At 60.5% G+C, this 22,267-nt stretch carries 28 protein-coding genes and 1 pseudogene; 19 read left to right on the top strand and 10 right to left on the bottom strand.

Annotated elements, in window-relative coordinates:
• Positions 1-125: 125 nt before the first annotated feature.
• From AC1DVW_RS01895 to AC1DVW_RS01880, 4 genes are all read right to left on the bottom strand, one after another.
• A complete protein-coding gene (locus AC1DVW_RS01895) occupies positions 126-572 on the bottom strand; it encodes a Ros/MucR family transcriptional regulator (RefSeq protein WP_477320850.1) in 447 nt (148 codons plus the stop codon).
• Positions 573-738: 166 nt separating this feature from the next.
• Entirely contained in the window at positions 739-957 is a 219-nt protein-coding gene (locus AC1DVW_RS01890) for a hypothetical protein (protein WP_477320849.1), read from the bottom strand.
• Positions 950-1,849: a DMT family transporter gene (locus tag AC1DVW_RS01885; RefSeq protein ID WP_477248170.1), complete on the bottom strand. Its 900-nt coding sequence runs from the start codon at positions 1,847-1,849 to the stop codon at positions 950-952. Before AC1DVW_RS01885 ends, AC1DVW_RS01890 begins: the two co-directional genes overlap by 8 nt.
• Entirely contained in the window at positions 1,843-2,676 is an 834-nt protein-coding gene (locus tag AC1DVW_RS01880; protein ID WP_477248172.1) for a hypothetical protein, read from the bottom strand. The genes AC1DVW_RS01885 and AC1DVW_RS01880 overlap by 7 nt, the downstream gene beginning before the upstream one ends.
• 111 nt (positions 2,677-2,787) lie before the next feature.
• Between AC1DVW_RS01880 and AC1DVW_RS01875 the strand changes: the two genes are divergently transcribed.
• The 7 genes from AC1DVW_RS01875 (at position 2,788) to AC1DVW_RS01845 (ending at position 6,492) form a co-directional block, all read left to right on the top strand.
• Positions 2,788-3,729: a LysR substrate-binding domain-containing protein gene (locus tag AC1DVW_RS01875; RefSeq protein ID WP_477248174.1), complete on the top strand. Its 942-nt coding sequence runs from the start codon at positions 2,788-2,790 to the stop codon at positions 3,727-3,729.
• A 298-nt stretch (positions 3,730-4,027) separates the two neighbouring features.
• The gene (locus AC1DVW_RS01870) at positions 4,028-4,351 is read left to right on the top strand and encodes an ArsR/SmtB family transcription factor (RefSeq protein WP_477248176.1); all 324 of its coding nucleotides are present in this window, start codon (positions 4,028-4,030) and stop codon (positions 4,349-4,351) included.
• Positions 4,348-4,779, top strand: a complete 432-nt coding sequence (locus AC1DVW_RS01865; RefSeq protein ID WP_477320848.1) for an SRPBCC family protein — start codon at positions 4,348-4,350, stop codon at positions 4,777-4,779. The genes AC1DVW_RS01870 and AC1DVW_RS01865 overlap by 4 nt, the downstream gene beginning before the upstream one ends.
• Before the next feature lie 69 nt (positions 4,780-4,848).
• Positions 4,849-5,241 carry a VOC family protein gene (locus AC1DVW_RS01860; RefSeq protein WP_477320847.1) on the top strand — a complete coding sequence of 131 codons (393 nt, stop codon included), beginning with the start codon at positions 4,849-4,851 and terminating at the stop codon, positions 5,239-5,241.
• 33 nt (positions 5,242-5,274) lie between these two features.
• Positions 5,275-5,496 carry a hypothetical protein gene (locus AC1DVW_RS01855; protein WP_477272337.1) on the top strand — a complete coding sequence of 74 codons (222 nt, stop codon included), beginning with the start codon at positions 5,275-5,277 and terminating at the stop codon, positions 5,494-5,496.
• A gap of 106 nt (positions 5,497-5,602) precedes the next feature.
• Positions 5,603-6,019 carry a DUF1801 domain-containing protein gene (locus AC1DVW_RS01850; RefSeq protein ID WP_477320846.1) on the top strand — a complete coding sequence of 139 codons (417 nt, stop codon included), beginning with the start codon at positions 5,603-5,605 and terminating at the stop codon, positions 6,017-6,019.
• Between the two features lie 26 nt (positions 6,020-6,045).
• A complete protein-coding gene (locus AC1DVW_RS01845) occupies positions 6,046-6,492 on the top strand; it encodes a DUF1801 domain-containing protein (protein ID WP_477321561.1) in 447 nt (148 codons plus the stop codon).
• Between the two features lie 161 nt (positions 6,493-6,653).
• On the opposite strand, the gene AC1DVW_RS01840 is transcribed toward AC1DVW_RS01845, so the two are convergent.
• Entirely contained in the window at positions 6,654-6,821 is a 168-nt protein-coding gene (locus tag AC1DVW_RS01840) for a hypothetical protein (protein WP_477320845.1), read from the bottom strand.
• A 123-nt stretch (positions 6,822-6,944) separates the two neighbouring features.
• Between AC1DVW_RS01840 and AC1DVW_RS01835 the strand changes: the two genes are divergently transcribed.
• The 3 genes from AC1DVW_RS01835 (at position 6,945) to AC1DVW_RS01825 (ending at position 9,737) form a co-directional block, all read left to right on the top strand.
• Complete coding sequence (locus AC1DVW_RS01835) at positions 6,945-7,214, top strand: hypothetical protein (protein ID WP_477320844.1); 270 nt, start codon at positions 6,945-6,947, stop codon at positions 7,212-7,214.
• Positions 7,195-9,273, top strand: coding sequence for an ATP-dependent helicase (locus AC1DVW_RS01830; RefSeq protein ID WP_477320843.1), 2,079 nt, complete (start codon positions 7,195-7,197; stop codon positions 9,271-9,273). Before AC1DVW_RS01835 ends, AC1DVW_RS01830 begins: the two co-directional genes overlap by 20 nt.
• A gap of 161 nt (positions 9,274-9,434) precedes the next feature.
• Positions 9,435-9,737 (top strand): DUF982 domain-containing protein, encoded by a 303-nt coding sequence (locus AC1DVW_RS01825; protein WP_477320842.1) that lies wholly within the window; start codon positions 9,435-9,437, stop codon positions 9,735-9,737.
• Between the two features lie 25 nt (positions 9,738-9,762).
• Here the strand turns inward: AC1DVW_RS01825 and AC1DVW_RS01820 are convergent, their stop codons facing one another.
• On the bottom strand, positions 9,763-10,026 hold the full coding sequence (locus AC1DVW_RS01820; protein WP_477320841.1) for a DUF982 domain-containing protein: 264 nt from the start codon (positions 10,024-10,026) through the stop codon (positions 9,763-9,765).
• A 129-nt stretch (positions 10,027-10,155) separates the two neighbouring features.
• Here AC1DVW_RS01820 and AC1DVW_RS01815 point away from each other — a divergent pair.
• From AC1DVW_RS01815 to AC1DVW_RS01795, 5 genes and pseudogenes are all read left to right on the top strand, one after another.
• A pseudogene (locus AC1DVW_RS01815) lies at positions 10,156-10,388 on the top strand (hypothetical protein).
• Between the two features lie 735 nt (positions 10,389-11,123).
• Positions 11,124-13,211, top strand: coding sequence for a methyltransferase domain-containing protein (locus AC1DVW_RS01810; protein ID WP_477320840.1), 2,088 nt, complete (start codon positions 11,124-11,126; stop codon positions 13,209-13,211).
• A complete protein-coding gene (locus AC1DVW_RS01805; protein ID WP_477320839.1) occupies positions 13,208-14,281 on the top strand; it encodes a glycosyltransferase family 2 protein in 1,074 nt (357 codons plus the stop codon). The genes AC1DVW_RS01810 and AC1DVW_RS01805 overlap by 4 nt, the downstream gene beginning before the upstream one ends.
• Before the next feature lie 77 nt (positions 14,282-14,358).
• Positions 14,359-15,090 carry a class I SAM-dependent methyltransferase gene (locus AC1DVW_RS01800; protein ID WP_477320838.1) on the top strand — a complete coding sequence of 244 codons (732 nt, stop codon included), beginning with the start codon at positions 14,359-14,361 and terminating at the stop codon, positions 15,088-15,090.
• Between the two features lie 97 nt (positions 15,091-15,187).
• The gene (locus AC1DVW_RS01795) at positions 15,188-15,862 is read left to right on the top strand and encodes a CmcI family methyltransferase (RefSeq protein ID WP_477320837.1); all 675 of its coding nucleotides are present in this window, start codon (positions 15,188-15,190) and stop codon (positions 15,860-15,862) included.
• 116 nt (positions 15,863-15,978) lie between these two features.
• Here the strand turns inward: AC1DVW_RS01795 and AC1DVW_RS01790 are convergent, their stop codons facing one another.
• The 3 genes from AC1DVW_RS01790 to AC1DVW_RS01780 form a co-directional block, all read right to left on the bottom strand.
• Complete coding sequence (locus tag AC1DVW_RS01790) at positions 15,979-16,767, bottom strand: GGDEF domain-containing protein (protein WP_477320836.1); 789 nt, start codon at positions 16,765-16,767, stop codon at positions 15,979-15,981.
• A 291-nt stretch (positions 16,768-17,058) separates the two neighbouring features.
• Complete coding sequence (locus AC1DVW_RS01785) at positions 17,059-17,583, bottom strand: hypothetical protein (protein WP_477320835.1); 525 nt, start codon at positions 17,581-17,583, stop codon at positions 17,059-17,061.
• Positions 17,584-18,100: 517 nt separating this feature from the next.
• Positions 18,101-18,613 (bottom strand): DinB family protein, encoded by a 513-nt coding sequence (locus AC1DVW_RS01780; RefSeq protein ID WP_477248208.1) that lies wholly within the window; start codon positions 18,611-18,613, stop codon positions 18,101-18,103.
• 60 nt (positions 18,614-18,673) lie between these two features.
• On the opposite strand from AC1DVW_RS01780, the gene AC1DVW_RS01775 reads away from it, so the two are divergent.
• From AC1DVW_RS01775 to AC1DVW_RS01760, 4 genes are all read left to right on the top strand, one after another.
• Entirely contained in the window at positions 18,674-19,366 is a 693-nt protein-coding gene (locus AC1DVW_RS01775; RefSeq protein WP_477248210.1) for a glutathione S-transferase family protein, read from the top strand.
• Between the two features lie 160 nt (positions 19,367-19,526).
• Positions 19,527-20,162 (top strand): 5,6-dimethylbenzimidazole synthase, encoded by a 636-nt coding sequence (gene bluB / locus AC1DVW_RS01770; protein WP_477320834.1) that lies wholly within the window; start codon positions 19,527-19,529, stop codon positions 20,160-20,162.
• Positions 20,163-20,253: 91 nt separating this feature from the next.
• Positions 20,254-20,676, top strand: a complete 423-nt coding sequence (gene ndk / locus AC1DVW_RS01765; RefSeq protein ID WP_477248214.1) for a nucleoside-diphosphate kinase — start codon at positions 20,254-20,256, stop codon at positions 20,674-20,676.
• Between the two features lie 141 nt (positions 20,677-20,817).
• Entirely contained in the window at positions 20,818-21,426 is a 609-nt protein-coding gene (locus AC1DVW_RS01760; protein ID WP_477320833.1) for a class I SAM-dependent methyltransferase, read from the top strand.
• A gap of 49 nt (positions 21,427-21,475) precedes the next feature.
• Here the strand turns inward: AC1DVW_RS01760 and AC1DVW_RS01755 are convergent, their stop codons facing one another.
• Positions 21,476-22,237, bottom strand: a complete 762-nt coding sequence (locus AC1DVW_RS01755; protein ID WP_477320832.1) for a YbaY family lipoprotein — start codon at positions 22,235-22,237, stop codon at positions 21,476-21,478.
• Positions 22,238-22,267 lie beyond the last annotated feature (30 nt).

The raw sequence follows: 22,267 nt of genomic DNA, 5'->3' as shown, positions 1-22,267 counted from the left end.
GGGCCAAGAGACGAACAAGTTCGCTCTGGGTTGGCCGCATAACGCATGAAAACGGCGCGCCGACAGCGCGCCGTTTGTGGACTGGTCTTGCAAGCGACGACCGCTTTTCAGCGGTCGTCGGGCGCTCAGGCCTTTGCCTTGCGTTTTGTCACCTTGGCCGCAGCGGCAGGCGTGGCCGGCTTGCGGCCAAGCCCCGAGGATTTCGCCAGCGCCGAGCGGGTGGCGGAGTAGTTTGGCGCCACCATCGGGTAATCCGGCGGCAGACCCCACTTAGCCCGATACTCATCCGGGGTGAGACGATGGTCAGTGCTGAGGTGCCGCTTCAGCGACTTGAACTTCTTGCCATCCTCCAGGCAGATGATGTGGTCGGGAAACACCGACCGTTTCGGGTTGACGGCTGGAGTGAGGGTTACGCTTTCCACCTCGCCAATGCTGCCCAGCTTACGAACCGATGCGCTGACGCTGGCGATCAAATCCGGCAGGCCGGATGCTGGAAGCGGATTGTTGCCGACATAGGCAGAGACGATGTCGGCGGTTAGTTCGATAGCTGTCTTGTTGTCGATACTAGACATTCTTTTTTCTCCCGTCGGTTGTAAATCGCCGACTTTTTCTAGAGTTTTCTTGATGTATCGATTTAAACTCATCCCCCCAACGGGACGCCCAAATCTCAGTAAACCATCAAGACTCGGAACGAGACGATGTTTCTACCGAAGACTCAAGCCGCGCAAATTAGAAAATCTAATACTTGACAGCGGCAGACTTTGAATCCGCAGACTTGGCGGGACTGGAGTCGGCCAGTATCTCCAGAATACGCTTCCAATGGGCGCAGCGACCGAAATCTCTCTGCTCGATCGCCTTTTCCGCCTTCATCGCGGCGTAAAGTGGCGCCTCGGCGCCGAACTCCCTGATCAGCCAGTACGCTTCCTGTCTGGCGAGACGTTCATCGTCGTCAAGCATGGTTTCCAGCCTCCGAGCGTTCGACGCCCACCGCAATGCAGCTGCCGATGACGAGGACGGCGCCGGCAATCGCCGTCATGGTCAGCCTTTCGCCGGAGAGGGTCAGCAGAAGTGTCGAGGCGATCGGCGTGAGATAGGCGACGACCGCAACCTTGCCGCCACCTTCGAGCTTGAGGGCACGCGACCAGAAGTAGTAGCCGAGCCCCATCGGACCGGCCCCGAGATAAAGCCCCAGAAGCAGATCCGCACCAGTTGGCCAGACGATGCCGTCATGAACGCACCACAGCAGCGTCAGAACCACACCGATGAGGGCCGATGGCAAAAGCAGACGGTCCGGCGAAGCGGCAAGCCGACCGACGACAATCGAGTAGAAGGCCATGCACAGCGCCGAACCGAAGGCTGCGAGGTAGCCGATGAGATTGCCCTGGAACCAGGATTCTTCGCGGCCGCCGGAAATCACCAGCGCCACGCCGACAAAACCAAGCGCGGCGGTCAGCCCGAGCAGCACCGGGCGTCGCGGATGTTCCAGGACGATCACCGCCGCCGCGACCATCAACGGCCAGGTGTAGGCGACGAGATTGGCTTCGATCACCGGCATCGAGGCGAAAGCGATGTATTGCAGCACCATCGTGCCGACCAGGCCGATGAAGCCGACAGCGACCGGCACCAGTGTGGCCTTCGCCAAGGCTGTTTCCTGCGGTGCATTTTCCGGCCGGACGTTCTCCCGGCTCAACGTGCGGATAAAGACGAAGACCAGTGCCGCTCCGACGAATTGCAGAAACTGCACCAGCGATACCGGATAGTTTGCCAGCAAGGATTTGCCGACCAGCGCGTTGGTCGACCACAAGGCGACCGCACCGGCGGCAAAGACCAGCGCGGATTTGGCTACCATGTGTCCCTTGCCCCGCCCGAAACCGGCGCGTCCGTGGCTACCGGCACCGGACGTTCCTCTTCGAACCGGCGATAGGCCGGCAGCTGGTTGGTCCAGACATCCTCGGCCAGTTCGTTGACCCATTCGCGGTCATGATCGTTGTCGGCGGCAAGATAGAACATGCGGTTGTCGTCGACATAGGGCTTGGCCACCGAGCGCTGGTTGAGCACCAATGTGACGCGCTCGCCAAGCTGGATGGGGGCGGTGCGATGCAGGACGCCGAGAAACTGGCCAAGCGTGGCGTAGTTCATCTTGTGGTCGATGCGCATGACGCGGTTACGCGGGATCTCGCGGCCGGTTTCGAGGATGGCACGGCCGGTTTCCGAATCGTCGCAGTAGATTTCGAGATGGCCACCGACCAGCGGGTCGCTGATCGACAGCGGAATGAGTTCGGTGACCGGAACGCCGTCGCAATGCCAGTCGACGGCGCCATCCCTGGGATTCATGAAGGTGACGGTCGAGCCGACGATCGACAGCGGATACGGCTCCAGCTTCGTGCCCATCATGTCGGACAGCCGCTCCAGACGCAGCTTGTCATGCAGGAGTTCCTTGATCTCCGGGATGAAGCGGTCGGCGCCGGTGATGAAGGTGAGATCGAGATGCTTGTGAACGGCGTGGCTGCTCTTGAGCTTCAGCGCAGCCTCCTCGATCGCGGCCAGCAGTGCGGGATCATAGCCATGGCGATACTGCGCGACGCCGAAGCTCGAAATCTTCCAGGCGGTTTCGTGACCGATGATGGCTTCACGACTCATCGCGTAACGCAATTCGGGAATGCTATGTGCGTTCATGTTACTTCTCCAGGATGGGGGCGGGACTTAAATGACAGTTGAATAAATTAGCCCCCCCTGTAAAATTAGGAATGCTGGTGCTACCGTAAGCCAAGCTTAAGGTCGAAACCCGTGCGTCTGCTCAGTCAGGTCAACCTCAATTCGCTGAAAATCGTGGAGAGTGCTGCGCGGCATAAGAATTTTACGCGAGCCGGCGAAGAGCAGTTCATAACCGCTTCGGCGGTCAGCCAGCGCGTCAAAAGCCTTGAGGACCAGCTGCGCTTCAAGATTTTCCTGCGCGGCGGCAATGCCGTTTCGTTGACGCCCGAGGGCGAGACCTATGTGTCGCGGGTTCGCGAAGCGCTTGAGCGCATCGTCGCGGCGAGCATGGAAGCGACCGGGCAGTCGCAGGAACATGTGCTGAAAATATCGGTGCTGCCGACATTTGCGACGCGCTGGCTGTTTCCGCGCCTGCCGCTGTTCCAGCAGCAATATCCCGAGATCGAGATGCGCATAGCCACCTCCTATGCGACGCACGAATTCGCGACGTCCGAATTCGATGTCGAAATCCGCTATGGCGACGGCAGCTTTCCCGACCTGCAATCCGAGCTGCTGTTCAGGGAAGACCTGACGCCGGTGTGCAGCCGCAAACTCTTCCATCAGGTTCTCGGCCACAAGCCGCTGTCGAAAGTGACACCGGACGATCTCAGATACTTCACCCTTCTGCATTCCGACACCTGCACCCAGAATTGGGAATCCTGGCTCGGCTTCGCCGGCGCCAGCTCCGTACTCGAAGAAGCCAGGAGCATCTTCTTCGATTCGTGCATGATGTCCTACGAGGCGGCCAATGCCGGGCTGGGATTTGCCGTGGCCAACCGCGCCTACATAGCCAGCGACATCCTCGCCGAAAGGCTGGTCGCTCCGTTCGCCATCCACCACCCAAATACGGCCGGGTGGTATTTCGTCTGCCCGGACAAGATGCTTGCCGCACGCAAGGTGGCGCTGTTCAAGCACTGGGTGATGACCGAGGCGGCGATGATGCAGAGCCATCTGGATCTCGAGATCAGCGGCTAAACGGCGACCGCCTTCGGCAGCCAGCTGCTTAAGTCAGCATTGGATTGATTGCCTGCCGGCAAGATGCGACGAACCAAAGAAAATCTGAAGTTGAGAGCTGCGAGTGGCCTGGCGTAAGGCGATGCTGCAGTTGAAGACGAGACGGCAGCTTGAAAAAGTGCTCGCCGAGGCGGGGCCACCAGCCACCCGGTATGCCCCGCATCTGACAAGAATCATGCGCCGTCCGACGTTCTCGCTTGACTCACATATATCTCGGCGGTTATACGTCAATCAATAGCCAGCGGGTTATCGATCTCAAATGACGAACGCTCACGATATGCTCTTCAGAACATTGGCCGATCCGACGCGTCGGGGGATTTTCGAGCGCCTGTGCCGGCAGGGCGAACAGACAGTGGGGGCTCTGACGGCGCAGTCCGGGGTCTCACAACCGGCCGTGTCGAAGCATCTCGGCGTGCTGAGGCAGGCCGGGTTGGTGCGCGACCGCCATGAAGGACGACAGACCCACTACAGCGCGCAGCTCAACGCACTTGCACCGCTGCTCGACTGGACAAGTGAGATGGCCGGGTTTTGGGAAAGCCGGTTCGACGACCTCGAAGACCTGCTGAAAAGGATGGACCAATGAGCAATACCGCAACGCAATGGCGTTCGGTCGTTGTCGAACGTGAAATCCCTTATCCACCGGAAAAGATCTGGCGCGCGCTGACACAACCGCACCTCATCGCGGAGTGGCTGATGAAGAACGATTTCAAGCCTGTTGTGGGCCACAGTTTCAATCTGAGCGGAGACTGGGGCGGTGTGTTGGACTGCCAGGTCCTCACCGTCGAGCCGAACAAGACGCTCTCCTACACCTGGAATTTTGCGCACGAGGATGCCGCCTACAATTTGGAGAGCGTGGTGACCTTTACGCTCACGCTAACGAGCGCGGGGACTCGCCTGCGCATGGAGCAGTCGGGCTTCCGGCCGGACCAGAAGCAAGCCTATGGCGGCGCCCATGCCGGGTGGCGGCAGTTCTTTGCAAATCTGGAGCAGGTCCTGGCGCGGACAGAGTGAAGTCTGCCGGCAGAGCCCAAGCCCTTTCTCCACAGCGGCACACCCAAACGTGACAACGGAGCAATAGCAATGAAGATCAAGTTGACCAGCGTGTACGTGGACAACCAGGAAAACGCTCTGCGCTTCTACACCGATGTGCTGGGCCTTGCCAAAAAGGCCGATTTCAGCAACGGGCCCTATCGTTGGCTGACCGTAGCCTCACCCGACGAGCCTGATGGAACCGAGCTGCAACTCGCGCTCAACGACAACCCGGCAGCCAAGGCCTACCAGCAGGCCATCTTCCAGCAGGGTCAGCCCGCGGTCATGTTCTTCACCGACGACGTCAACGGCGACTACGAGCGCATCAAGGCGCGCGGCGCCGAGTTTGCCATGCCGCCGACCGAGGTGACCGGCTCGACCATCGCCCAGCTGAACGACACCTGCGGCAACCTCATCCAAATCACCCAGCTGGCGCGCTGGTAGGTCGAGCCTGTTCGTTTCTTAGAGGAGGTTGCATTGAACTGGAACAATTGGATCCGCCAGAGTCATCGTTGGTTGTCCATCGCCTTTACGGTGACCGTCATCGCCAACTTCGTCGCCATGGGATTGGGGCAGCCTCCCGCCTGGGTGGTCTATGCGCCGCTCTTGCCACTCTTCCTGCTGCTGTTCACGGGGCTCTATATGTTCGTGCTACCCTATGCCACCAAATGGCGTGGCGAGCGGCGCGCCGGCGCATGAGCGCAATAGTAAGCAAGACGCCGGGGAAGGCCGACGGCGAGGCCGCGGTGATCGCGAAGACCGCCGCAGGCAAATCGCATCGAGAGACAAGAGTTCGAGGCATACGATGAACCCATCACAACAAATCGACCAGTTGATCGCGGGGCTCCCAGACTGGCGTGGCAAAAAGCTCGCGAGCATCCGCAAGAGCATTCTCGAAGCCGCCCCTGGCATCATCGAGGAATGGAAGTGGATGGGAAGCCCGGTTTGGTCTCGCGACGGAATGATCGCGGTCGGCAACGCCCACAAGGACAAGGTGAAGCTCACCTTTTCCCATGGCGCGAGCCTCGCGGATCCTGACAAGCTCTTCAACGCCGGTTTTGGTGGCAAGGTGTGGCGAGCCATCGATGTTTTCGAGGGCGATGAGATTGATGGGCAGGCTCTGAAAAATCTCGTCCGCGCCGCGATTGATTTCAATCAGGCCAAATCGAAAAAGAAAGCGCCAGCGGGCACGCGAGCGAAGGTACAGAAGCAGAGGACATGAAGCGTGTTGGGGAAGCAGCCAAGGCGATGAAGGCCAAGGCGCTGCCGAAGGCAGGCGCGAAGGCCAAGCCTGTGAAACTCCTCTCGGGCGGCAACCCTCAGATCGCGAAGGCGGATGGCGACACCCCTGTGCAGGCCTACATCGCGGCAATGCCAGGCTGGAAACGGCATGTCGGGCACCGCCTCGACGCGCTCATCGTGCGTACCCTCCCCGGCGTGCGCAAGGCCGTCAAATGGAACTCGCCCTTGTACGGCATGGAAGGCCAAGGCTGGTTCCTCGGCGTCCATTGCTTCACGCACTACGTCAAAGTGACCTTCTTCCGCGGCACGTCGCTGCGACCGGTCCCACCCGGCGCCAGCAAGAGCAAGGACACGCGCTACATCGACATTCGCGAAGGCGACGAACTCGACGAGGCGCAGATGGCGAGCTGGGTGAAGCAGGCCGCCGCGTTGCCAGGTTTTCTCGGGCCTTGACCCTGCTGCGAACGGTCAGACGACCGTCCGCAATCGCACCATGACGCAAGGGAAAGACTCAGCTATCCTCTGCCGCGCGGCGGACCTGATATCCGCCTGGCCGGCGCTATCAGGCAACCTCCCAAGCGGCGCCGGCCTCCTTCCCCACCCTGCCCCGATCGTCATTGCGCGAGAGGCGTCGCCGGTTCAGCGTCTGTTGCCGGCTTGAGCACGGGAGCGACCTGAAGGTTTTGATCGACCCCAGTGGCGTTGGTCGGCGGAACATTGTTGTCGCAACCCGCGACAGCCAGCGCCGCCGCCAGTGCGAGCAAGATCGGGAGCTTTTTCATCACAACCTCCTCTCGTTCGGTAACGAGGCGGTGCCCGATTGGTTGCGCGGGCTCGATGCTGCAACGAAATCGCGGAACCAAACGCCGCCTCCCCGGTTGGTTTAAACCAATGGAGGTGCAACCATGATCCGTCTGCTCATCGCTGGAACCATCGCTTATGTGGCCTATCGCGTCACCAAACAGCTGATCGACGACGTGCCGGGCAATGTCGATCCGCTGCTGATGCCGTCACAGGCCAATCGCGAGGCGCTGCGGCGGCAGTCGGCGGCAATGGGTCGACCCCATGCGCTAGCCAGCCGTGTCGTTTCTCGGCTCTCCGCTCTGCGAACGCTGCCCCCGTTGCGAACAAAGCGGAAACGATGCTTGATGGGCGATGACCCTTGCCATCAGTGATTCGACTTTTCAGCCGGCCTATCTCGCCAGGCTGAACGACCAGCAGCGGCTGGCGGTCGAGCATGGCGACGGCCGGATTGCCGGACCGCTGCTGGTGATTGCGGGTGCGGGCTCCGGCAAGACCAACACGCTGGCGCATCGCGTCGCGCACCTGATCGTCAGGGGCGCCGATCCCAGGCGCATCCTGTTGATGACGTTTTCGCGCAGGGCCGCTTCCGAAATGGCCAAGCGGGTCCAGCGCATCGCCGGCGAGGTGCTGGGCCGCGATGCCTCCATCATCACCGATGCGCTGACATGGGCCGGCACCTTTCACGGCATCGGCGCCAGGCTGCTGCGCGACTACGCACTGGAGATCGGCCTCGATCCGGCCTTCACCATCCACGACCGCGAGGATTCCGCCGACCTGATGAACCTTGCCCGCCACGAGCTCGGTTTTTCAAAGATGGAGAGCCGGTTTCCGACCAAGGGGACTTGCCTTGCGATCTATTCGCGCACTGTCAATGCGCAGGCGCCGCTTGGTGAGGTGCTGGGGTCGGCGTTTCCCTGGTGCGCGGGCTGGGCCGACCAGTTGAAGACGCTGTTCGCCAGCTACGTCGAGGCCAAGCAGGCACAGAACGTGGTCGATTACGACGATCTGTTGCTCTACTGGGCGCAGATGGCCGCCGAGCCGGAGATCGCGGCACATCTTGGCCAGCGCTTCGACCATGTGCTGGTCGACGAATACCAGGACACCAACCGCCTGCAGGCCTCGATCCTGACAGCACTGAAGCCGGACGGTGCCGGGCTGACGGTGGTCGGCGACGACGCGCAGTCGATCTATTCCTTTCGCGCCGCTGAAGTGCGCAACATCCTCGATTTCCCAAAACAGTTCGCGCGGCCCGCCGATGTCATCATGCTGGAGCGCAACTACCGCTCGACCGAGACCATCCTCGCCGCAGCCAATGCGGTCATCTCCGAGGCTTCCGAGCGCTTCACCAAAAACCTGTGGTCGGAACGCAAATCGTCGCAAAAGCCGAAGCTGGTCAGCGTCCGCGACGAGGCTGAACAGGCGAACTATGTCTGCCAGGCAATCCTGGCCGAACGCGAGGCCGGCACGGCGCTCATCACGCAGGCCGTGCTGTTTCGCGCCTCGCACCACAGCGGGCCGCTGGAGATCGAGCTGACGCGCCGCAACATCCCGTTCGTCAAATTCGGCGGGCTGAAATTCCTCGATGCCGCCCATGTCAAGGATGTGCTGGCGGTGCTGCGCTTTGCCGAAAACCCGCGCGACCGCGTCGCCGGTTTTCGCGTGTTGCAGCTTCTGCCCGGCATCGGTCCTTCGGCGGCGTCGCAGATCGTCGAAACCATGGCAACGTCGCTCGACGAGGCGATGGGTCTTGCCCGCTATCGCCCGCCGCAGCGTGCAGCTCAGGACTGGCCGGGATTCGTCGCCTTGTTTTCCGGCTTGCGCGCCGGCGCGAAATGGCCGGCCGATCTTGAACAGGTGCGCCTCTGGTACGAGCCGCATCTCGAACGCATGCATGAGGACGCGACGACGCGCCGGGCCGATCTTTTGCAGCTGGAACAGATCGGCGCCGGCTATTTTTCGCGCGAGCGTTTCCTCACCGAACTGACGCTCGACCCGCCGGACGCAACCAGCGACCAGGCCGGGCCGCCGCATCGCGACGAAGACTATCTGATCCTGTCGACCATCCATTCGGCCAAGGGCCAGGAGTGGAAGAACGTCTTCGTGCTCAACACCGTCGATGGCTGCATCCCGGCCGATCTCGGCGTCGGCACCAAGGAAGACATCGATGAAGAGCGCCGGCTGCTCTATGTCGCGATGACGCGGGCCAAGGACGGCCTGCATCTGGTGACGCCGCAGCGTTTTTTCACCCACGGCCAGGCGGCGCGCGGCGACCGCCACGTCTATGCCTCGCGCACCCGCTTCATCCCGGCCTCGATCCTCGGCGCCTTCGAACAGACGTCATGGGCCAGTGTGCAAGCCACGGACGATCCGCGCCGGCAGCCGCAGGTGCGGGTCGACCTCGGCGCCCGCATGCGCGGCATGTGGAAGTAGTTTTGCCGGCGCCGACCGACGAATGTCGTTTGACCTGATTGTCACCAATGAAAAAATCTCGATATTTTTGGAACCTCAGGCCGCCATCGACGTTTCCCGGCGTCCGACCCTGATCGGAGAGCGGCGACCGCCGTAACCTCCGCCCAATTCGAGAGGCCAGAATGAACGACAGGATGTTCTTCACCCCGGTTGCCGTCACCGTTGGCGCCGGCCACAAGCGCATGATCGCTTCGCTCTCCGAAATGCATGAGTTCCTGACCGAATTTCCGCCGTCGCGCCGGCGCTTGAGCTATGGCACGGCCGTGAAAGCGTGTGAGGCGGCAAGTGCCGGAGAGATCTCGACCGAAGCCGCGCGGGATGCCCTGATCACCTTTGCCGTTACGACAGGCGTGCTGTGGCCTGCCGCCGCGCCGATCATCTCGGTCAAGCCGGTCGCTCGCGGCTATGGCGGCTACGCCGCCTGACATCCAGGCTGATCTCGCCGCTGCGCTAGACGACCCTGTCGCGCTCGACCAGGATGTCGGCCTCGATTGCCGCATTGATGAACGCCGCACGGGCGTAGCGGGCTTCCTTCACCCCTTCCAGCGCGGCAAGGCAGGCCTTGCGGGCGGCAATGTGAAAGCGGCCCGTCTTGGCCGGCCAGCGATTGAGCAGGATGTCGGCCGCCTGGGCAACGCGCTCGACGGTGAAGATGATGTTCCCCGATCGGCCGAGCGCGACCCGAACCGGCTCGTCGAAATGCTGATCCCGCATGGCGCCATCTCAGCAGAAGCTGAAGCCGAACGCGACTCAATTCGCGATACTATGATAGGGATCTGTTGACATCGTCGCACCGTGCCGCAGCCTCGTGCGTCGGTACTCAACAGACCCTGGGTTCCCAACATGTCTGATGGCCAAAAGAACCCGAAACTGATCGTTGTCGTCGCCTTTGACCGCGGCGAGGACGGCGAGCTGTTCGCGGGCTTCGGGCCGGCCGACCAGCAGAGCGAGGACCGCGCCGTCCGAACAGCCAAGGGGCTCGCCGCAAAACATGTCGGCGTGATCGCCTGGCGCTTGGCGACTACGGACCACCGACAGTGCTGTTCAGCAGCGGTGACGTGCCCGACATGGAATAGCCTTGGCGCGACATAGACTTGGCGCGACGAGTTTTCCGCCAGGCCGCAGACTTCCAAAATCGAGTTAGCGAGAAAGATCACTCCGACTGGCTGGCTGCTGCAGGCGGGAACCTCGCCGCGGCAACGGTGATTGCTCCTCGTGCAAAATCGGACGGCGTGGTCTCGCGGTCTGGCCGACGAATGGATCGTCGCCGATCAAACGGCGAAGGATGAGCGGATTGTTGCTGGCGTCTGACGGCATGAGCCATGCTCATTTCCAAAAAACGATTTTTCCGTTTCGCTAGATGAAATTCCGCGCAAATGGCGAGGCGCAGCGCAGATACGATAGTTTACGCTGCAAACAGTAAACCCGATTTTTGGCATATGCGACGCCATATCTGTCATATTTCCGCGCAACGAAAGCTGATGCTAAAAACACTCGTAAAAGTAGACGCATCAATGTGTTCATAAACATTGAAGGCATATTGTGAAATGAAGCTTTGGTAGCTAACCTGCCTCGACGATCATGGAGGATGGCTAGGTAATCTGTTCGACGCACACATATCCAAATGAAATTCTGAAAAGAATATCAGCAGGGAAATGAGTGGAACCTTGGAGAATACGCGAGGTATATTGACGTACCGACCAGATCAGCCTTGGGACGGAGGCAATCTTGGCTCTCTGCTCACGGCAGCCAGACGACTCGGTGTTCAGAGGTTTTTTGGCAAAGAACGTGCGGCCGAGAAGACCAATCCATTGCCCGAAGCACTGCATGCCGGAACACTGCCTGCCGAAAAAATTGTCCATATGATCGACTGGCTATGGTGCGACGCCTATGGCGTTTTCGTGAAGGGCTGGGCTCATGCGCATGAGCGGCCGATCAAGGCACTGTATCTGCGCAGCGGTGATTTTCGGGCACAGATTTCAGAGTTTCACGACCGACCGGATCTGCTGAATTTCTATCCGCATCTTTCATCAACCAAATACGGTTTCTCCGGCTATCTGGCTTGTAGGCCGTTTCGGCCGGTTACCTTGGAAGTCGAAACCGCGGAAGGTTTGGCCGAAGCCGACATTACGGCGCTTTCAGACGATCACCCCGCCAATGCCGCTCCGCCTGCACCGGACACCTCGGTGGCCGATTTTACGCGCGAGATGAAGAAGATCCGCGGCACAGTCGTGGAAATCGGCGCGCGCGTCGTCGGGCCATCGTCCTCTCTGCAGGCAGCGCTGTTCCAGCCCGAGTGCAAGTTCATTGGTGTCGACATCCATCAGGCGCCGGGCGTCGATGTCGTGGCAGACGCCCATTTCCTCAGCGAGCATTTCGAACCGGGTTCAATAGACGGAATATTCTCATACGCGGTGATGGAGCATCTTAGTTGTCCGTGGCTGCTGGCGGCGCAAATCAACAAGGTGCTCAAGATCGGTGGTCTGACCCTGCATTCCGTGCCGCAGTCCTTTCCCGTTCACGAAATACCCAACGACTTCTGGCGAGTTTCGAGCGAAGCCCTGAAAGTGCTGTTCTCACCCGAGATGGGCTTTGAAATAGTCCAGGTTGGGATGGGTATCCCCCTCAAGATGCACGTGCACCCCGCCTTCCGGGAAGGTCCCATGCTCGAATTGGCGCTTCACGACGGAATGGCGGCTTCCTATGTGCTGGCGCGCAAGACCTTCGATCTCCCGGATGGCGCTGTCGCCTGGCCCCTGCAGAGAAGCCAATCCATGAAACACAGCCAAGCCTATCCCGCGCATGGCAGCGAAGCGACGACGGCTTCGCGCTCGACGAGCGAGCCGGTCGAGCCCGCCAAACCCGCATCGGCATCGGAATGGCCCATGACGGACAGAACCAGGCTGCTGTTGTCGATGTTCGATGCGAGCGAATTCGGCCTGGAAGTCGGTCCTAGCTACAATCCGCTGTTGCCAAAGTCGCGTGGCTACAATGTCGAAACAATCGACCACGCCGACGCCGCGACCTTGCGCGAGAAATATCGCGACAACGCATCACAGATCGAAGAGGTCGACTACGTTTCGGACGGGCGCAGCATCCTTGAGACCATTGGCAAGAAGAAACGCTATGACTTCATTTTTGCGTCGCATGTCATCGAGCACGTGACCGATATCGTCCGCTTCATCCAGGATTGCGAAGCGCTTCTGAAGCCGGAGGGCCTGCTGGTGCTGGCAGTGCCCGACAAACGGTTCTGCTTCGACGCGTTGCGGCCGCTGTCCACGGTCGGGCAGGCTCTGCAAGCCTATATCGAAAGACGCAAGCGCCACACCCCGGGAGTTCTTTTCGATCAGGTCTCCTATATCTGCACCAAAGCCGAGCAAATCGTCTGGATCGAACCGACCCTTGATGACGTCGCCCTGATGCAAAGTGGTGACGAAGCAAAGAAATTATTCGATAACGTGCAGACCAGTTCTGACTATACTGACGCTCACGGCTGGCAATTCACGCCGAGCTCTTTCCGATACATGGTCAAGAAACTTCGCTCCCTCGGCTACATCAAGTCAGGCGAAGTCGCATTTCGTACGAACCCTGCGGGACAGCCGAATCTGCATGAGTTCTACATCACCCTTTCCAAGAGCGCGCCCGCGCTGAAGGAGTCCGATGTCGACCTGCTCAAGCAAACCGAGCAGGAGCTTCGCGCTATCTTCGTGAGCCGGCATGAGATTGATACAAACAACAGGGTCGACACCCTGGAGCGCGACGCCTGTGCCGCGCGCCTACAGATGGAGGCCGCAAACCAGCAGATCCAGCTTCTCACGGCCAAGGCCGATGCCTTGCAGCATTCGACATCGTGGAGGGTAACAGCTCCCCTACGCTACATCCGGTCGGTGTTCCTATGATGATGCACGTATACCCCAAGCTTTCGAAGGCCTCGGCGAAAAAAGCGCCCACGGTGGTGGTCATCATCCCTTACTATAACGGCTCCGCGTTCATAGAGCGGTCGGTCCAGAGTGTCCTCAACCAGACGCTTCAACCCGACGAGTTCATCGTCGTCAATGACGGCTCGACTGCAACCGAAGCGGCATTTCTGCACAAGCTTGCCAGACGGTTGCATTTCAAGGTGATCAACCAGCCCAACAGCGGTCAGGGATCGGCCAGGAATGCCGGCGTACGTGCGTCGATCTCGAACTACATCAGCTTTCTCGATCAGGACGATTTCTATCGGGATACGCATATCGAAGCCCTGGTGCGTGCAATTCCAGCGGACGATCCGCATTTCGGTTGGGTCTACGGCGATCTCATGGAAGCGGATGGCGCCGGCAATGTGCTGCGAACAGCAACCGTGAAACGCCACAGCGCTCACCCGAAGCAGGATATCGAACAGATGGTGGGCTACGACATGCATGTCCTGCCGTCCGCATCGCTGATTTCGCGTACTGCCTATGAAGCCGTCGGTGGGTTCGACCCTCAGTTCATAGGCTATGAGGACGACGATCTTTTCCTGCGCATTTTCAGAAGCGGCTACAGCAATTATTTCGTCGATCAGCCCGTGACAGTCTGGTGTATCCGGCCAAACAGTACATCCTACAGCATCATGATGTCTCGCAGCCGGTTTCGTTATTTCGAGAAACTTCTCGCCATGTTCCCCGACGACCGAAAAATGGTCCGCTATTACATGCGGGACTTGCTGATCCCCCGGTTTCACTCGCAGTTCGTTAACGACGCGGTCAGATGGGCCATCCACGACGACAACCACCTTGCTGACCACAAGAACGAGATGGTCTCCATCTTCAACGGGTATGGGCGGGCTGTTCTGAGCAACAAATCCATCCCGTGGCGCTTCAAATTGAAGATCTGGCTTGAGCGCGTAGTGGTGAACACGAATTCCAGGATCGTGATCATCGCGGCCGTGAGGTTGGCCCAGGCCGGTCGTGGTTTGCGTGTGTTTTTCACCCGGACGCTACGCTAGCGCGGCATGTGTGCAATCAGTTGTCACGCGCAGGCGGCGCGCGGGAGCTGTTGGGGCTTTCAGCGCGGGATTGGACAATGCTGAACCAGTTTTTCAAGTGGCCAGTCAGTAGCGCGGCGCCAGATTCAGGCGGGCCGCCTCTTGGCTCCACCATGGATGCGCTGGCGACGAAACATTACAGCAACGATGGAACGCGCAAGGCACTGTCGTACTTCGCTGAATACGAGCGCATCATCGCTGACAGGCGAATCCAGCCCCTGCGCATCCTTGAGCTAGGGGTTTTCTCGGGAGCGTCGATGCTGATCTGGCGCGACTACGCTCCCAACGCCACCATTGTCGGCCTCGACAGTGCGAAGGCTCCGCCGGCGGCGATATCCGGAGAAAAGAGAATTCATTTCATCAGCGGGCTGCAAGACGACCCTGCCACACTCGACGCCGCCCTGCACGCCGCAGGCGGCCCGCTTGATCTGGTCGTGGACGACTGTTCCCACATCGCCAGGGTCACAAAGCGGAGTTTCAACCACCTGTTCCCGCATGTCAGGCCCGGAGGCCACTACGTCATCGAGGACATCGGCACGTCGTTCCTGACCGGCGTGTTCGATGACGGTCAGGACTTCAGAGAGCCGCCGATGGTCGATGCAGACCCTTCAATCACCAACTTTCCGAGCCACACCAATGGCCTGGTCGGCATGGTCAAGCAGTTGATCGACCATGTGCAGCGCGATGTCGCGACGCGCACACCCAAGGTTCTGCCAATCGAAAAAATTACCATCATTACAAACATGGCAGTCATTCAGAAAACGGCCTAGGGCACGCATGGCCGACATCTCGAAATCGTTTACCCGCCGAATAAACGTATCGATGTTTGAACGCGCTGGCGCAATCTTGGTGTGGAGATGAATTCGGATGCCGGGTGACGGATTTCTGCACAGGTACTATCTCAACAACGGGGGAAAGCGGCTTCACAAGTGGTTCCATTATTTCGACATCTACGAGCGTCATTTCGAGCGCTTCAGAGGTAGAGCCCCAACGATCCTTGAGATAGGCGTGTTCGGTGGCGGCTCCCTTCAGATGTGGAAGGCTTATTTCGGCCACGGTGCTCGCGTGGTCGGCATCGATATCGATCCGGCCTGCAAAGCGCATGAGGAAGACGGGATCGAGATATTCATTGGCAGCCAGGATGATCCGGCGCTGATCAGTCAGATCGCCGACAGATACGATGCCTTCGATATTGTCATCGACGACGGAAGCCACATCATGCGGCATGTGATGAAGAGCTTCGAGCTGTTGTATGACAGGGTCGCCCCTCATGGGGTCTACCTGGTCGAGGATCTTCATACTGCGTATTGGGATGAATACGAAGGTGGCTTGAAGCGGGTCGGAACGTTCATTGAATTCGTCAAGGACAAGTTCGATGAGATGAACGCGCCGCATACGAGGGGTGCGATCCCTGTTTCCACCTTCACCCGATCGACAGCCTCTATCACCGTCTACGACAGCGTCGTCGTGTTCGAGAGGCGACCGCAGGGCGTACGCCAAACCTTCGTCACGATTGGAATGAGCCATGCTGAACAGGACTGAGTTCCAGGCTGCCATTTACACTCCCGAACATCGGTGTGAGCCCGTTGAGCTGATGGCTCGGACGTGGAACCCGCTGGCCAGGCCGATCCCAACCGCAGCTTCGCCAAGCTAGCCGTCTAGTGGATCACTGTCGGGTCGCCGGCCTGCTGGCTGCGCGACCCTGCTGTTTCAAAGCTGACCTGGTCGCGGCCGTTCGACTTGGCCTTGTAGAGATGTCTGTCCGCCACCAGAAACATTTCGGCATAGGTGGTGGGGCCGCTGAAGGCGATGCCGCCAATGCTTACCGAAAGCGGGCAAGGCCGCCCGCCCGGGGCGAACTCGGCTTCGCGGATTCGCCGCCGTATGCCCTCGGCGACCAGCCATGACTGCGAGGAGTCGGCGCCGGGAAGGAAAACCGCGAATTCCTCGCCGCCAATTCGTCCGACGATATCGGCACCGCGCAGTTGCCCCTGGATCGTCTTGGCGATCAGCTTCAGCGCCTGATCGCCGCAATCGTGGCCGAGGCGATCGTTGATGGTCTTGAAATGGTCGGCGTCGACGATCAACAAGGCGCCGGCATTGACGACGGAATGGCTGCTGGCCTGGTCGAGATAAGCCTCGACAAGCATGGAAAACGCGCCGCGGTTGAACACCGCCGTCAGGCTGTCGGTCGCCGCGACAATGCTCAATTCCCTTTGAGCGATGGCCAGCTGGCGCATCTTGTGCATCAGGAAAAAGAAGAACGATCCCCCCAGCACCAGCGGCAGCAGCAAATCGGTCAGCTTTGCCCAGCGCAACGCCTCAGGCGACAAAGACGGAAAATTGAAGGAGTCGACGAAGAAGGCCGCGGCAATGCAAACCGCCGTGCCGGCGATGGATACAGCTATGACCCTGCCCCAGCTCGTTGGGGACAAATCGATCCGCATGCCGTTACTCCCGCTACGTCAGCCATTTTGCAGCGGCAAGGCAAACGAAGTCCTAAGGCCCTGCTTCCAACTCGAATGTGGTTAACCGCGCGTCAAAGGGTAGGGATGCGCCTGCGCAGCCCGCGCCTGCAGCAAAAAGCCCGCCACCTGGGTGGCGGGCTTTCCGACTGGCCGGAGGCCAGGAGTGTGCCGTCGAAGCCTCCCGGCTGGTTCGACACTTCTGCCGGAGTTAACCGGCCCTACAGTGCGGCGCGTCCGCTCTGGACGCGCCGGGTGCAGCACCTTCATGCGCTAGCGGCGCGAGATCAGCAGGCAGAGCTGGCGCAGGTCGCGATCATAGGTGCCTTCGCTGGCGAGCACGTCGACGCAGCGCTTCTTCATGCGTGCGATCTCGGTGCTGGACATGTCGGCGACGACGCCGGGGAGACCACCGGGAGTCCCAGGAGTGCCGGGTGTTCCGCCGATACCGACGCCGACGCCGACATTGACGCCATTGTTGGTACCAATGGTTACGTTGGCAGTGGTGCCGTTTGTGCCGATGGATGCCGTGGCACCGCCGCCACCAATGGTGGCGTTCGCATCTGCGCCGCCAGCGCCGCCGATCGAAGCGTTGGCACTGGTGCGGCTACCACCCAACGACACACTGGCGTTGGCACCGTTGGCGCCGCCCACATTCGCGCTGGCTCCGCTATTGCCAACGGAAGCGCTGCCGACGCCACCAATGCCAATACTTTGGGCGTTGGCAGGCACGGCAAGAATAACGATAATCGCACCATGCGCCAGTGTTCTAGCGATTTTCTTGGTGATATCTACCATGACACTCTCCTGTGTTGTCCTTCTATTTGCTGCACTGCAACAGACTGGAATCAAGCCCCGCCTCTTTGCTTGTGCACCTTATGATACGTACGGGAAGTCCTTTAAGTTTCTTAATTTTATTTTGACCTATCGAACTTAGTTCTCAACTGTTTCATAGTTGTTCTAAAAAAAAATATGATTTTTCTTAAAGATTTAAATTTTATCGAATCCTACAACAAAAACTGCACGTTAAATCGGGCACTGCGGGCCGCTGTTCGGCGCTCGGGAAGAATATCCGGCCAAACAGGCCCACGAACCTGTCCGAAATGCCGACGACCGGGTCCAGATACTTGCGAAAACCAAATGTGCGGGGTGAGGACGCCCTTGCGCCCACTGGTTGCCGCCCCTTGGCGAAGCCGGAGCCGCATGGTCAGGCGTTTGAGAGAAAACCAGCTGCCGCCAGGCCGGAGAGACAGGCGCCAATGCCAGCGGCTGCTCTCTTGTGGAATTCAGGATGGCAGCGGCGCGTATACCAACGTCAGGCGTAGACGCGCCCTTCTTCGGTGCGCTGGAACAGCATCAGGTCGAGCGGCACCGAAGGGCGGCCCAGGATCGTCAGGATCGCGTGCGCCTGGCCACGATGATGGGTCTGATGGTTGAAGACGTGAGCCAGCGCCGGCGCCAGCCGCTGCGAGACGGTGCGCATGTCTGAGACGGTCATGTAGGTGAAGCGGCCGGACAGCGCCTTGTCACTGAGGCCAACGACCCAGTCGATGATCCGCCTGTCTTCGGACTCCCTCGCCATCCGCAATACGGGCAAGGCGCGGTGCATGATCGCGTCGAGGCTGGCCGGTGCGTCGCCTTCGCCAGTGAAGCGTTTCATCCAGATGCGGTCGGCGGTGAGCAGATGATTGAGCGTGCCCATCATCGAGCTGAAGAAGGCGCCGACATTGCGGTTGAATTCTTCGTCGTTGAGGTCGCCGGCGGCATCGTAGATGCGGCCATTGGCCCATTGATTGTAGGCCGCAAACATCATGAAATGCTGTTTCATCTTTTCACCAGCCTCGCATCGAATCCCGAGCCTACCTAAACCCGAGGGGCGACCACGCCAATGACCATTCTGCTCTATGAACTCGTTGGACGCGATGCCGCGCGTCCCTTCAGCCCGCATTGCTGGAAGGCGGCGATGGCGCTCGCCCACAAGGGGCTCGACATCTCCAGCGTGCCGACGCGCTTTCTCGAAGTGCCTGCCGTCGAAGGCGGCGTCTCGAAGCTCGTTCCGGTGATCCGCGACGGCGATCATGTGGTCGCCGATTCCTTCGCCATCGCGCTCTATCTCGAGGAGACCTATCCTGAACGGCCGACATTGTTTTGCGGCGACGGCGGCAAGGCTGCGGCGCGCTTCATCGAGCGCTGGTCGCAGCTGACCATCCATCCCTATGTCACCACCGCCGCGATCATGGATCTTCACGCCATGCAGGACGAGGCGAATGCCGCCTATTTCCGGCAGAATCGCGAGCAGCGCTTCGGCAAGCGGCTGGAAGAGGTGATGGCCGCCCGCGACGCCGGACTTGGGGCTTTTCGGACTTCGCTGGAGCCGCTGCGCTCGATGCTTACCTATCAGCCATTCATCGGCGGTCCATCACCGCTGTTTGCCGACTACATCGTCTTCGGTGCGCTGCAATGGGCGCGGATCGCGACGCCCTACCGGTTACTCGACGACGGCGATGTCGTGGCACAGTGGTTCGAACGCTGCCTCGACTTGCACGGCAGGCTCGGCCGCAAGGTGGCTGCCGCCGCCTAGGACGGCACGCGGATCTCGCAGGTTTTCGCCAATCGCCAACGAAATGCGACAATGTGGATGCACAAGCGTCGTTTCAAACGCCTCACCATCGCCCTGATCCGGGGCAAAGAAGACAAAAAAATCCCGTGACCGGGCAATCGAAACAAGGCAGCGCGACGCCATGACGTCAGGCCCGGAATTCCGCGACGATTTTCGCGCGGAGCTCATCAACCTCTTCCGGTGGCGCCGGGATGTCAGGCGATTCAGGCCGACGCCGCTGCCCGAAGGGGCGCTGGAGCGGCTGCTCGACCTTGCGAGCATCGCGCCGTCCGTCGGGCTCAGCCAGCCCTGGCGGTTTGTCGTGGTCGAGAGTGCCAATTGCCGTGACGCCGTCAAAGCGTGCTTTGAACGCTGCAATGCGGAAGCGCTATCATCGTTCTGCGGCGAGCGCGCCGCTCTGTATGCCCGGCTCAAACTCGCCGGCCTGAACGAGGCGCCTTGTCAGTTTGCGGTTTTCGCCGACCGCACAACGGAACAAGGGCATGGGCTCGGCCGCCTGACGATGCCGGCGACCATCGAATATTCGGTGGTGATGGCGGTCCATACGCTGTGGCTGGCGGCGCGCGCCGAAGGCATAGGCATGGGTTGGGTGTCGATTCTCGACCCGGTCGAGATGGCGACGATCCTCGACGCGCCGCCGCAATGGACGCTGATCGGCTATTTCTGCGTCGGTTATCCCTCGGAGGAGCACATCACGCCGACACTGGAGCGGGAAGGCTGGGAGTTCCGACGGCCCTCGATGGTGATTACGCGCTGACCCGCGTCACATGCTCCACTTGGCAATGGGCCGGGCGGCTTGTATAGAGCCCGCCACCCTCAATTCCATTCTCTTGAACAAGGACGACCCCATGGCGCTCGAACGCACCTTTTCCATGATCAAGCCGGACGCGACCCGGCGCAATCTCACCGGCGCCATCACCCAGATGCTGGAAGCGGCCGGCCTGCGCGTCATCGCCTCACGCCGGGTGTGGATGAGCCGCCGCGAAGCCGAAGGTTTTTATGCCGTCCACAAAGATCGTCCGTTCTTCGGCGAGCTGGTAGAGTTCATGTCGTCGGCGCCGACCATCGTCCAGGTGCTGGAAGGCGAGAACGCCATTGCCCGCAACCGCGAAGTGATGGGCGCCACCAACCCGGCCAACGCCGCCGAAGGCACCATCCGCAAGGTGCATGCGCTGTCGATCGGCGAAAATTCCGTGCACGGCTCGGACGCGCCGGAGACCGCCGCCGAAGAGATCAAATACTGGTTCTCGGACACCGAGATCGTCGGCTGAGCCGACAGGTTCCACATCTGATCAACAAAGGCCGGCGCAACGCCGGCCTTTCGTTGGCGGGTAGCCTACGGGCTCCTCGGCCGGCTACAGGTGCGCTAAGGTTAGGGTCAGGGCATTGCCGATAGTGGAGCCGAGCCGAGCATGACCAGCACCATTCCCGGCTTCTTCCAGGGCACCGAGATGCCAAACAGCGGCTGGTGGGAAGCGCTATGGCCCGACCCGGCGGGCGTGCTCGCGGCAACGGGGATCAAGCCGGGCATGGTCGTAGTCGACCTCTGCTGTGGCGACGGTTGGTTCACGCTGCCGATCGCCAGGGTGGCTCGTCATGTCATCGCCGTCGACATCGATGCCGATCTGCTCGGAGCCGCCCGGCGCCGGCTGGCCGATAGCGGCGCGACGAATTGCGATTTCATCGCCGGCGATGCCTATGAGCTTGCCCGGCTGGCGCCTCGCCCCGCCGACTTCGTCTTCCTCGCCAACGCCTTTCATGGCGTTCCGGATCGGCCACGGCTGGCGCGCGCAGTGCGCGCGGTGCTTGGCCCGGCCGGCCGTTTCGCCATCGTCAACTGGCACCAGCGGCCGCGCGAGAAAACTGTGGTGCTGGGCGAGCCGCGCGGACCGAGGACCGAGTTGAGACTATCCCCGCAACAGACCATCGCGGCCGTCGAAGCGGGCGGCCTCAAGTTTGCCGAACTGGTCGACGTGCCGCCTTATCACTACAGCGCGGTGTTCGAAAAAACGACGACTTGAGTGTCTTCCGGAAACCGGCAGGCCGGCATCACCTGAAGATCAGCACATCCTAGCTCGCTGCGTTGAAGCGCAAGATATCGCGGCCGTCCTTGTCGGCGATGGTCAATTTGCCGTCGTCGACATGGTATGACGCGGCCTTGGCGAGCGCCTCGAACAGCGCCTTTTCCTCGGCCATGATCTCCGGCGCACAGGCCTTGAAGGTCGAGCCGATGTCGCTGATGGCGATGGTCGAACCATCGACTTTGGCGGTGGCGAAATAGACATTGCACGGGCCGCTGCCGCCGGCCTTGCCGGCCTCGCTGATCCTGAACGTCGCCTGCGGCTCGGCGATGACGCCGATGCCGTCAATATATTCGACCAGCCAGCTCTGCCCGATCACCGCCGTCGCCGTGTCGCGAGGCGCGACCATTTTCAACACGATGGCCTGCGGCGCATCGCTCAGCGGGTCGACCTGATAGCTGACATCGGTGATGAACATCAGCCTGTCGTCGGCGGTGATGCGCGCCTGCAGCGCATAGGTCATCTCAGGCCGGATCACTGCCGGGTCGAAGCTGATCTCGAACTTGATCGGCACCTGCCCGGCCTGCGTCACCTTGCGCTCGCCGATGACCACAGCCGGCGCATCAGCCAGCGACATATCGGCAAGCTGCACGGACAGCACGGCATTGGGCGGCAGCGCGATGCGTTCGCGATACGTCACCTCGCCCTTCAGGGTCTTCTCGGCAGCGGCCGACAGATCCGGCACTGCAAGCACGCCGACGACCAGAGGCACGAAGCCGAATATGAAGAACTCGGCAATCCTGTCCAGCATGACCTTGCTCCCCTTGCCAAATCTGATTTG

The organism is Mesorhizobium sp. P3_B5 (genome assembly GCF_056402815.1).
This window is presented reverse-complemented; position numbering and strand designations above follow the sequence as displayed.

Coding starts and splice junctions, on each gene's coding strand:
- AC1DVW_RS01825 (WP_477320842.1), top strand. CDS start 9,435: ATGAACGACAGGATGTTCTTCACCCCGGTTGCCGTCACCGTTGGCGCC.
- AC1DVW_RS01790 (WP_477320836.1), bottom strand. CDS start 16,767: ATGCGGATCGATTTGTCCCCAACGAGCTGGGGCAGGGTCATAGCTGTA.
- AC1DVW_RS01800 (WP_477320838.1), top strand. CDS start 14,359: ATGCTGAACCAGTTTTTCAAGTGGCCAGTCAGTAGCGCGGCGCCAGAT.
- AC1DVW_RS01795 (WP_477320837.1), top strand. CDS start 15,188: ATGCCGGGTGACGGATTTCTGCACAGGTACTATCTCAACAACGGGGGA.
- AC1DVW_RS01895 (WP_477320850.1), bottom strand. CDS start 572: ATGTCTAGTATCGACAACAAGACAGCTATCGAACTAACCGCCGACATC.
- AC1DVW_RS01805 (WP_477320839.1), top strand. CDS start 13,208: ATGATGATGCACGTATACCCCAAGCTTTCGAAGGCCTCGGCGAAAAAA.
- AC1DVW_RS01755 (WP_477320832.1), bottom strand. CDS start 22,237: ATGCTGGACAGGATTGCCGAGTTCTTCATATTCGGCTTCGTGCCTCTG.
- AC1DVW_RS01820 (WP_477320841.1), bottom strand. CDS start 10,026: ATGCGGGATCAGCATTTCGACGAGCCGGTTCGGGTCGCGCTCGGCCGA.
- AC1DVW_RS01880 (WP_477248172.1), bottom strand. CDS start 2,676: ATGAACGCACATAGCATTCCCGAATTGCGTTACGCGATGAGTCGTGAA.
- AC1DVW_RS01850 (WP_477320846.1), top strand. CDS start 5,603: ATGAACCCATCACAACAAATCGACCAGTTGATCGCGGGGCTCCCAGAC.
- AC1DVW_RS01890 (WP_477320849.1), bottom strand. CDS start 957: ATGCTTGACGACGATGAACGTCTCGCCAGACAGGAAGCGTACTGGCTG.
- AC1DVW_RS01780 (WP_477248208.1), bottom strand. CDS start 18,613: ATGAAACAGCATTTCATGATGTTTGCGGCCTACAATCAATGGGCCAAT.
- AC1DVW_RS01870 (WP_477248176.1), top strand. CDS start 4,028: ATGACGAACGCTCACGATATGCTCTTCAGAACATTGGCCGATCCGACG.
- AC1DVW_RS01840 (WP_477320845.1), bottom strand. CDS start 6,821: ATGAAAAAGCTCCCGATCTTGCTCGCACTGGCGGCGGCGCTGGCTGTC.
- bluB (WP_477320834.1), top strand. CDS start 19,527: ATGACGTCAGGCCCGGAATTCCGCGACGATTTTCGCGCGGAGCTCATC.
- AC1DVW_RS01845 (WP_477321561.1), top strand. CDS start 6,046: ATGAAGGCCAAGGCGCTGCCGAAGGCAGGCGCGAAGGCCAAGCCTGTG.
- AC1DVW_RS01865 (WP_477320848.1), top strand. CDS start 4,348: ATGAGCAATACCGCAACGCAATGGCGTTCGGTCGTTGTCGAACGTGAA.
- AC1DVW_RS01785 (WP_477320835.1), bottom strand. CDS start 17,583: ATGGTAGATATCACCAAGAAAATCGCTAGAACACTGGCGCATGGTGCG.
- AC1DVW_RS01830 (WP_477320843.1), top strand. CDS start 7,195: ATGACCCTTGCCATCAGTGATTCGACTTTTCAGCCGGCCTATCTCGCC.
- AC1DVW_RS01860 (WP_477320847.1), top strand. CDS start 4,849: ATGAAGATCAAGTTGACCAGCGTGTACGTGGACAACCAGGAAAACGCT.
- AC1DVW_RS01885 (WP_477248170.1), bottom strand. CDS start 1,849: ATGGTAGCCAAATCCGCGCTGGTCTTTGCCGCCGGTGCGGTCGCCTTG.
- AC1DVW_RS01835 (WP_477320844.1), top strand. CDS start 6,945: ATGATCCGTCTGCTCATCGCTGGAACCATCGCTTATGTGGCCTATCGC.
- ndk (WP_477248214.1), top strand. CDS start 20,254: ATGGCGCTCGAACGCACCTTTTCCATGATCAAGCCGGACGCGACCCGG.
- AC1DVW_RS01775 (WP_477248210.1), top strand. CDS start 18,674: ATGACCATTCTGCTCTATGAACTCGTTGGACGCGATGCCGCGCGTCCC.
- AC1DVW_RS01760 (WP_477320833.1), top strand. CDS start 20,818: ATGACCAGCACCATTCCCGGCTTCTTCCAGGGCACCGAGATGCCAAAC.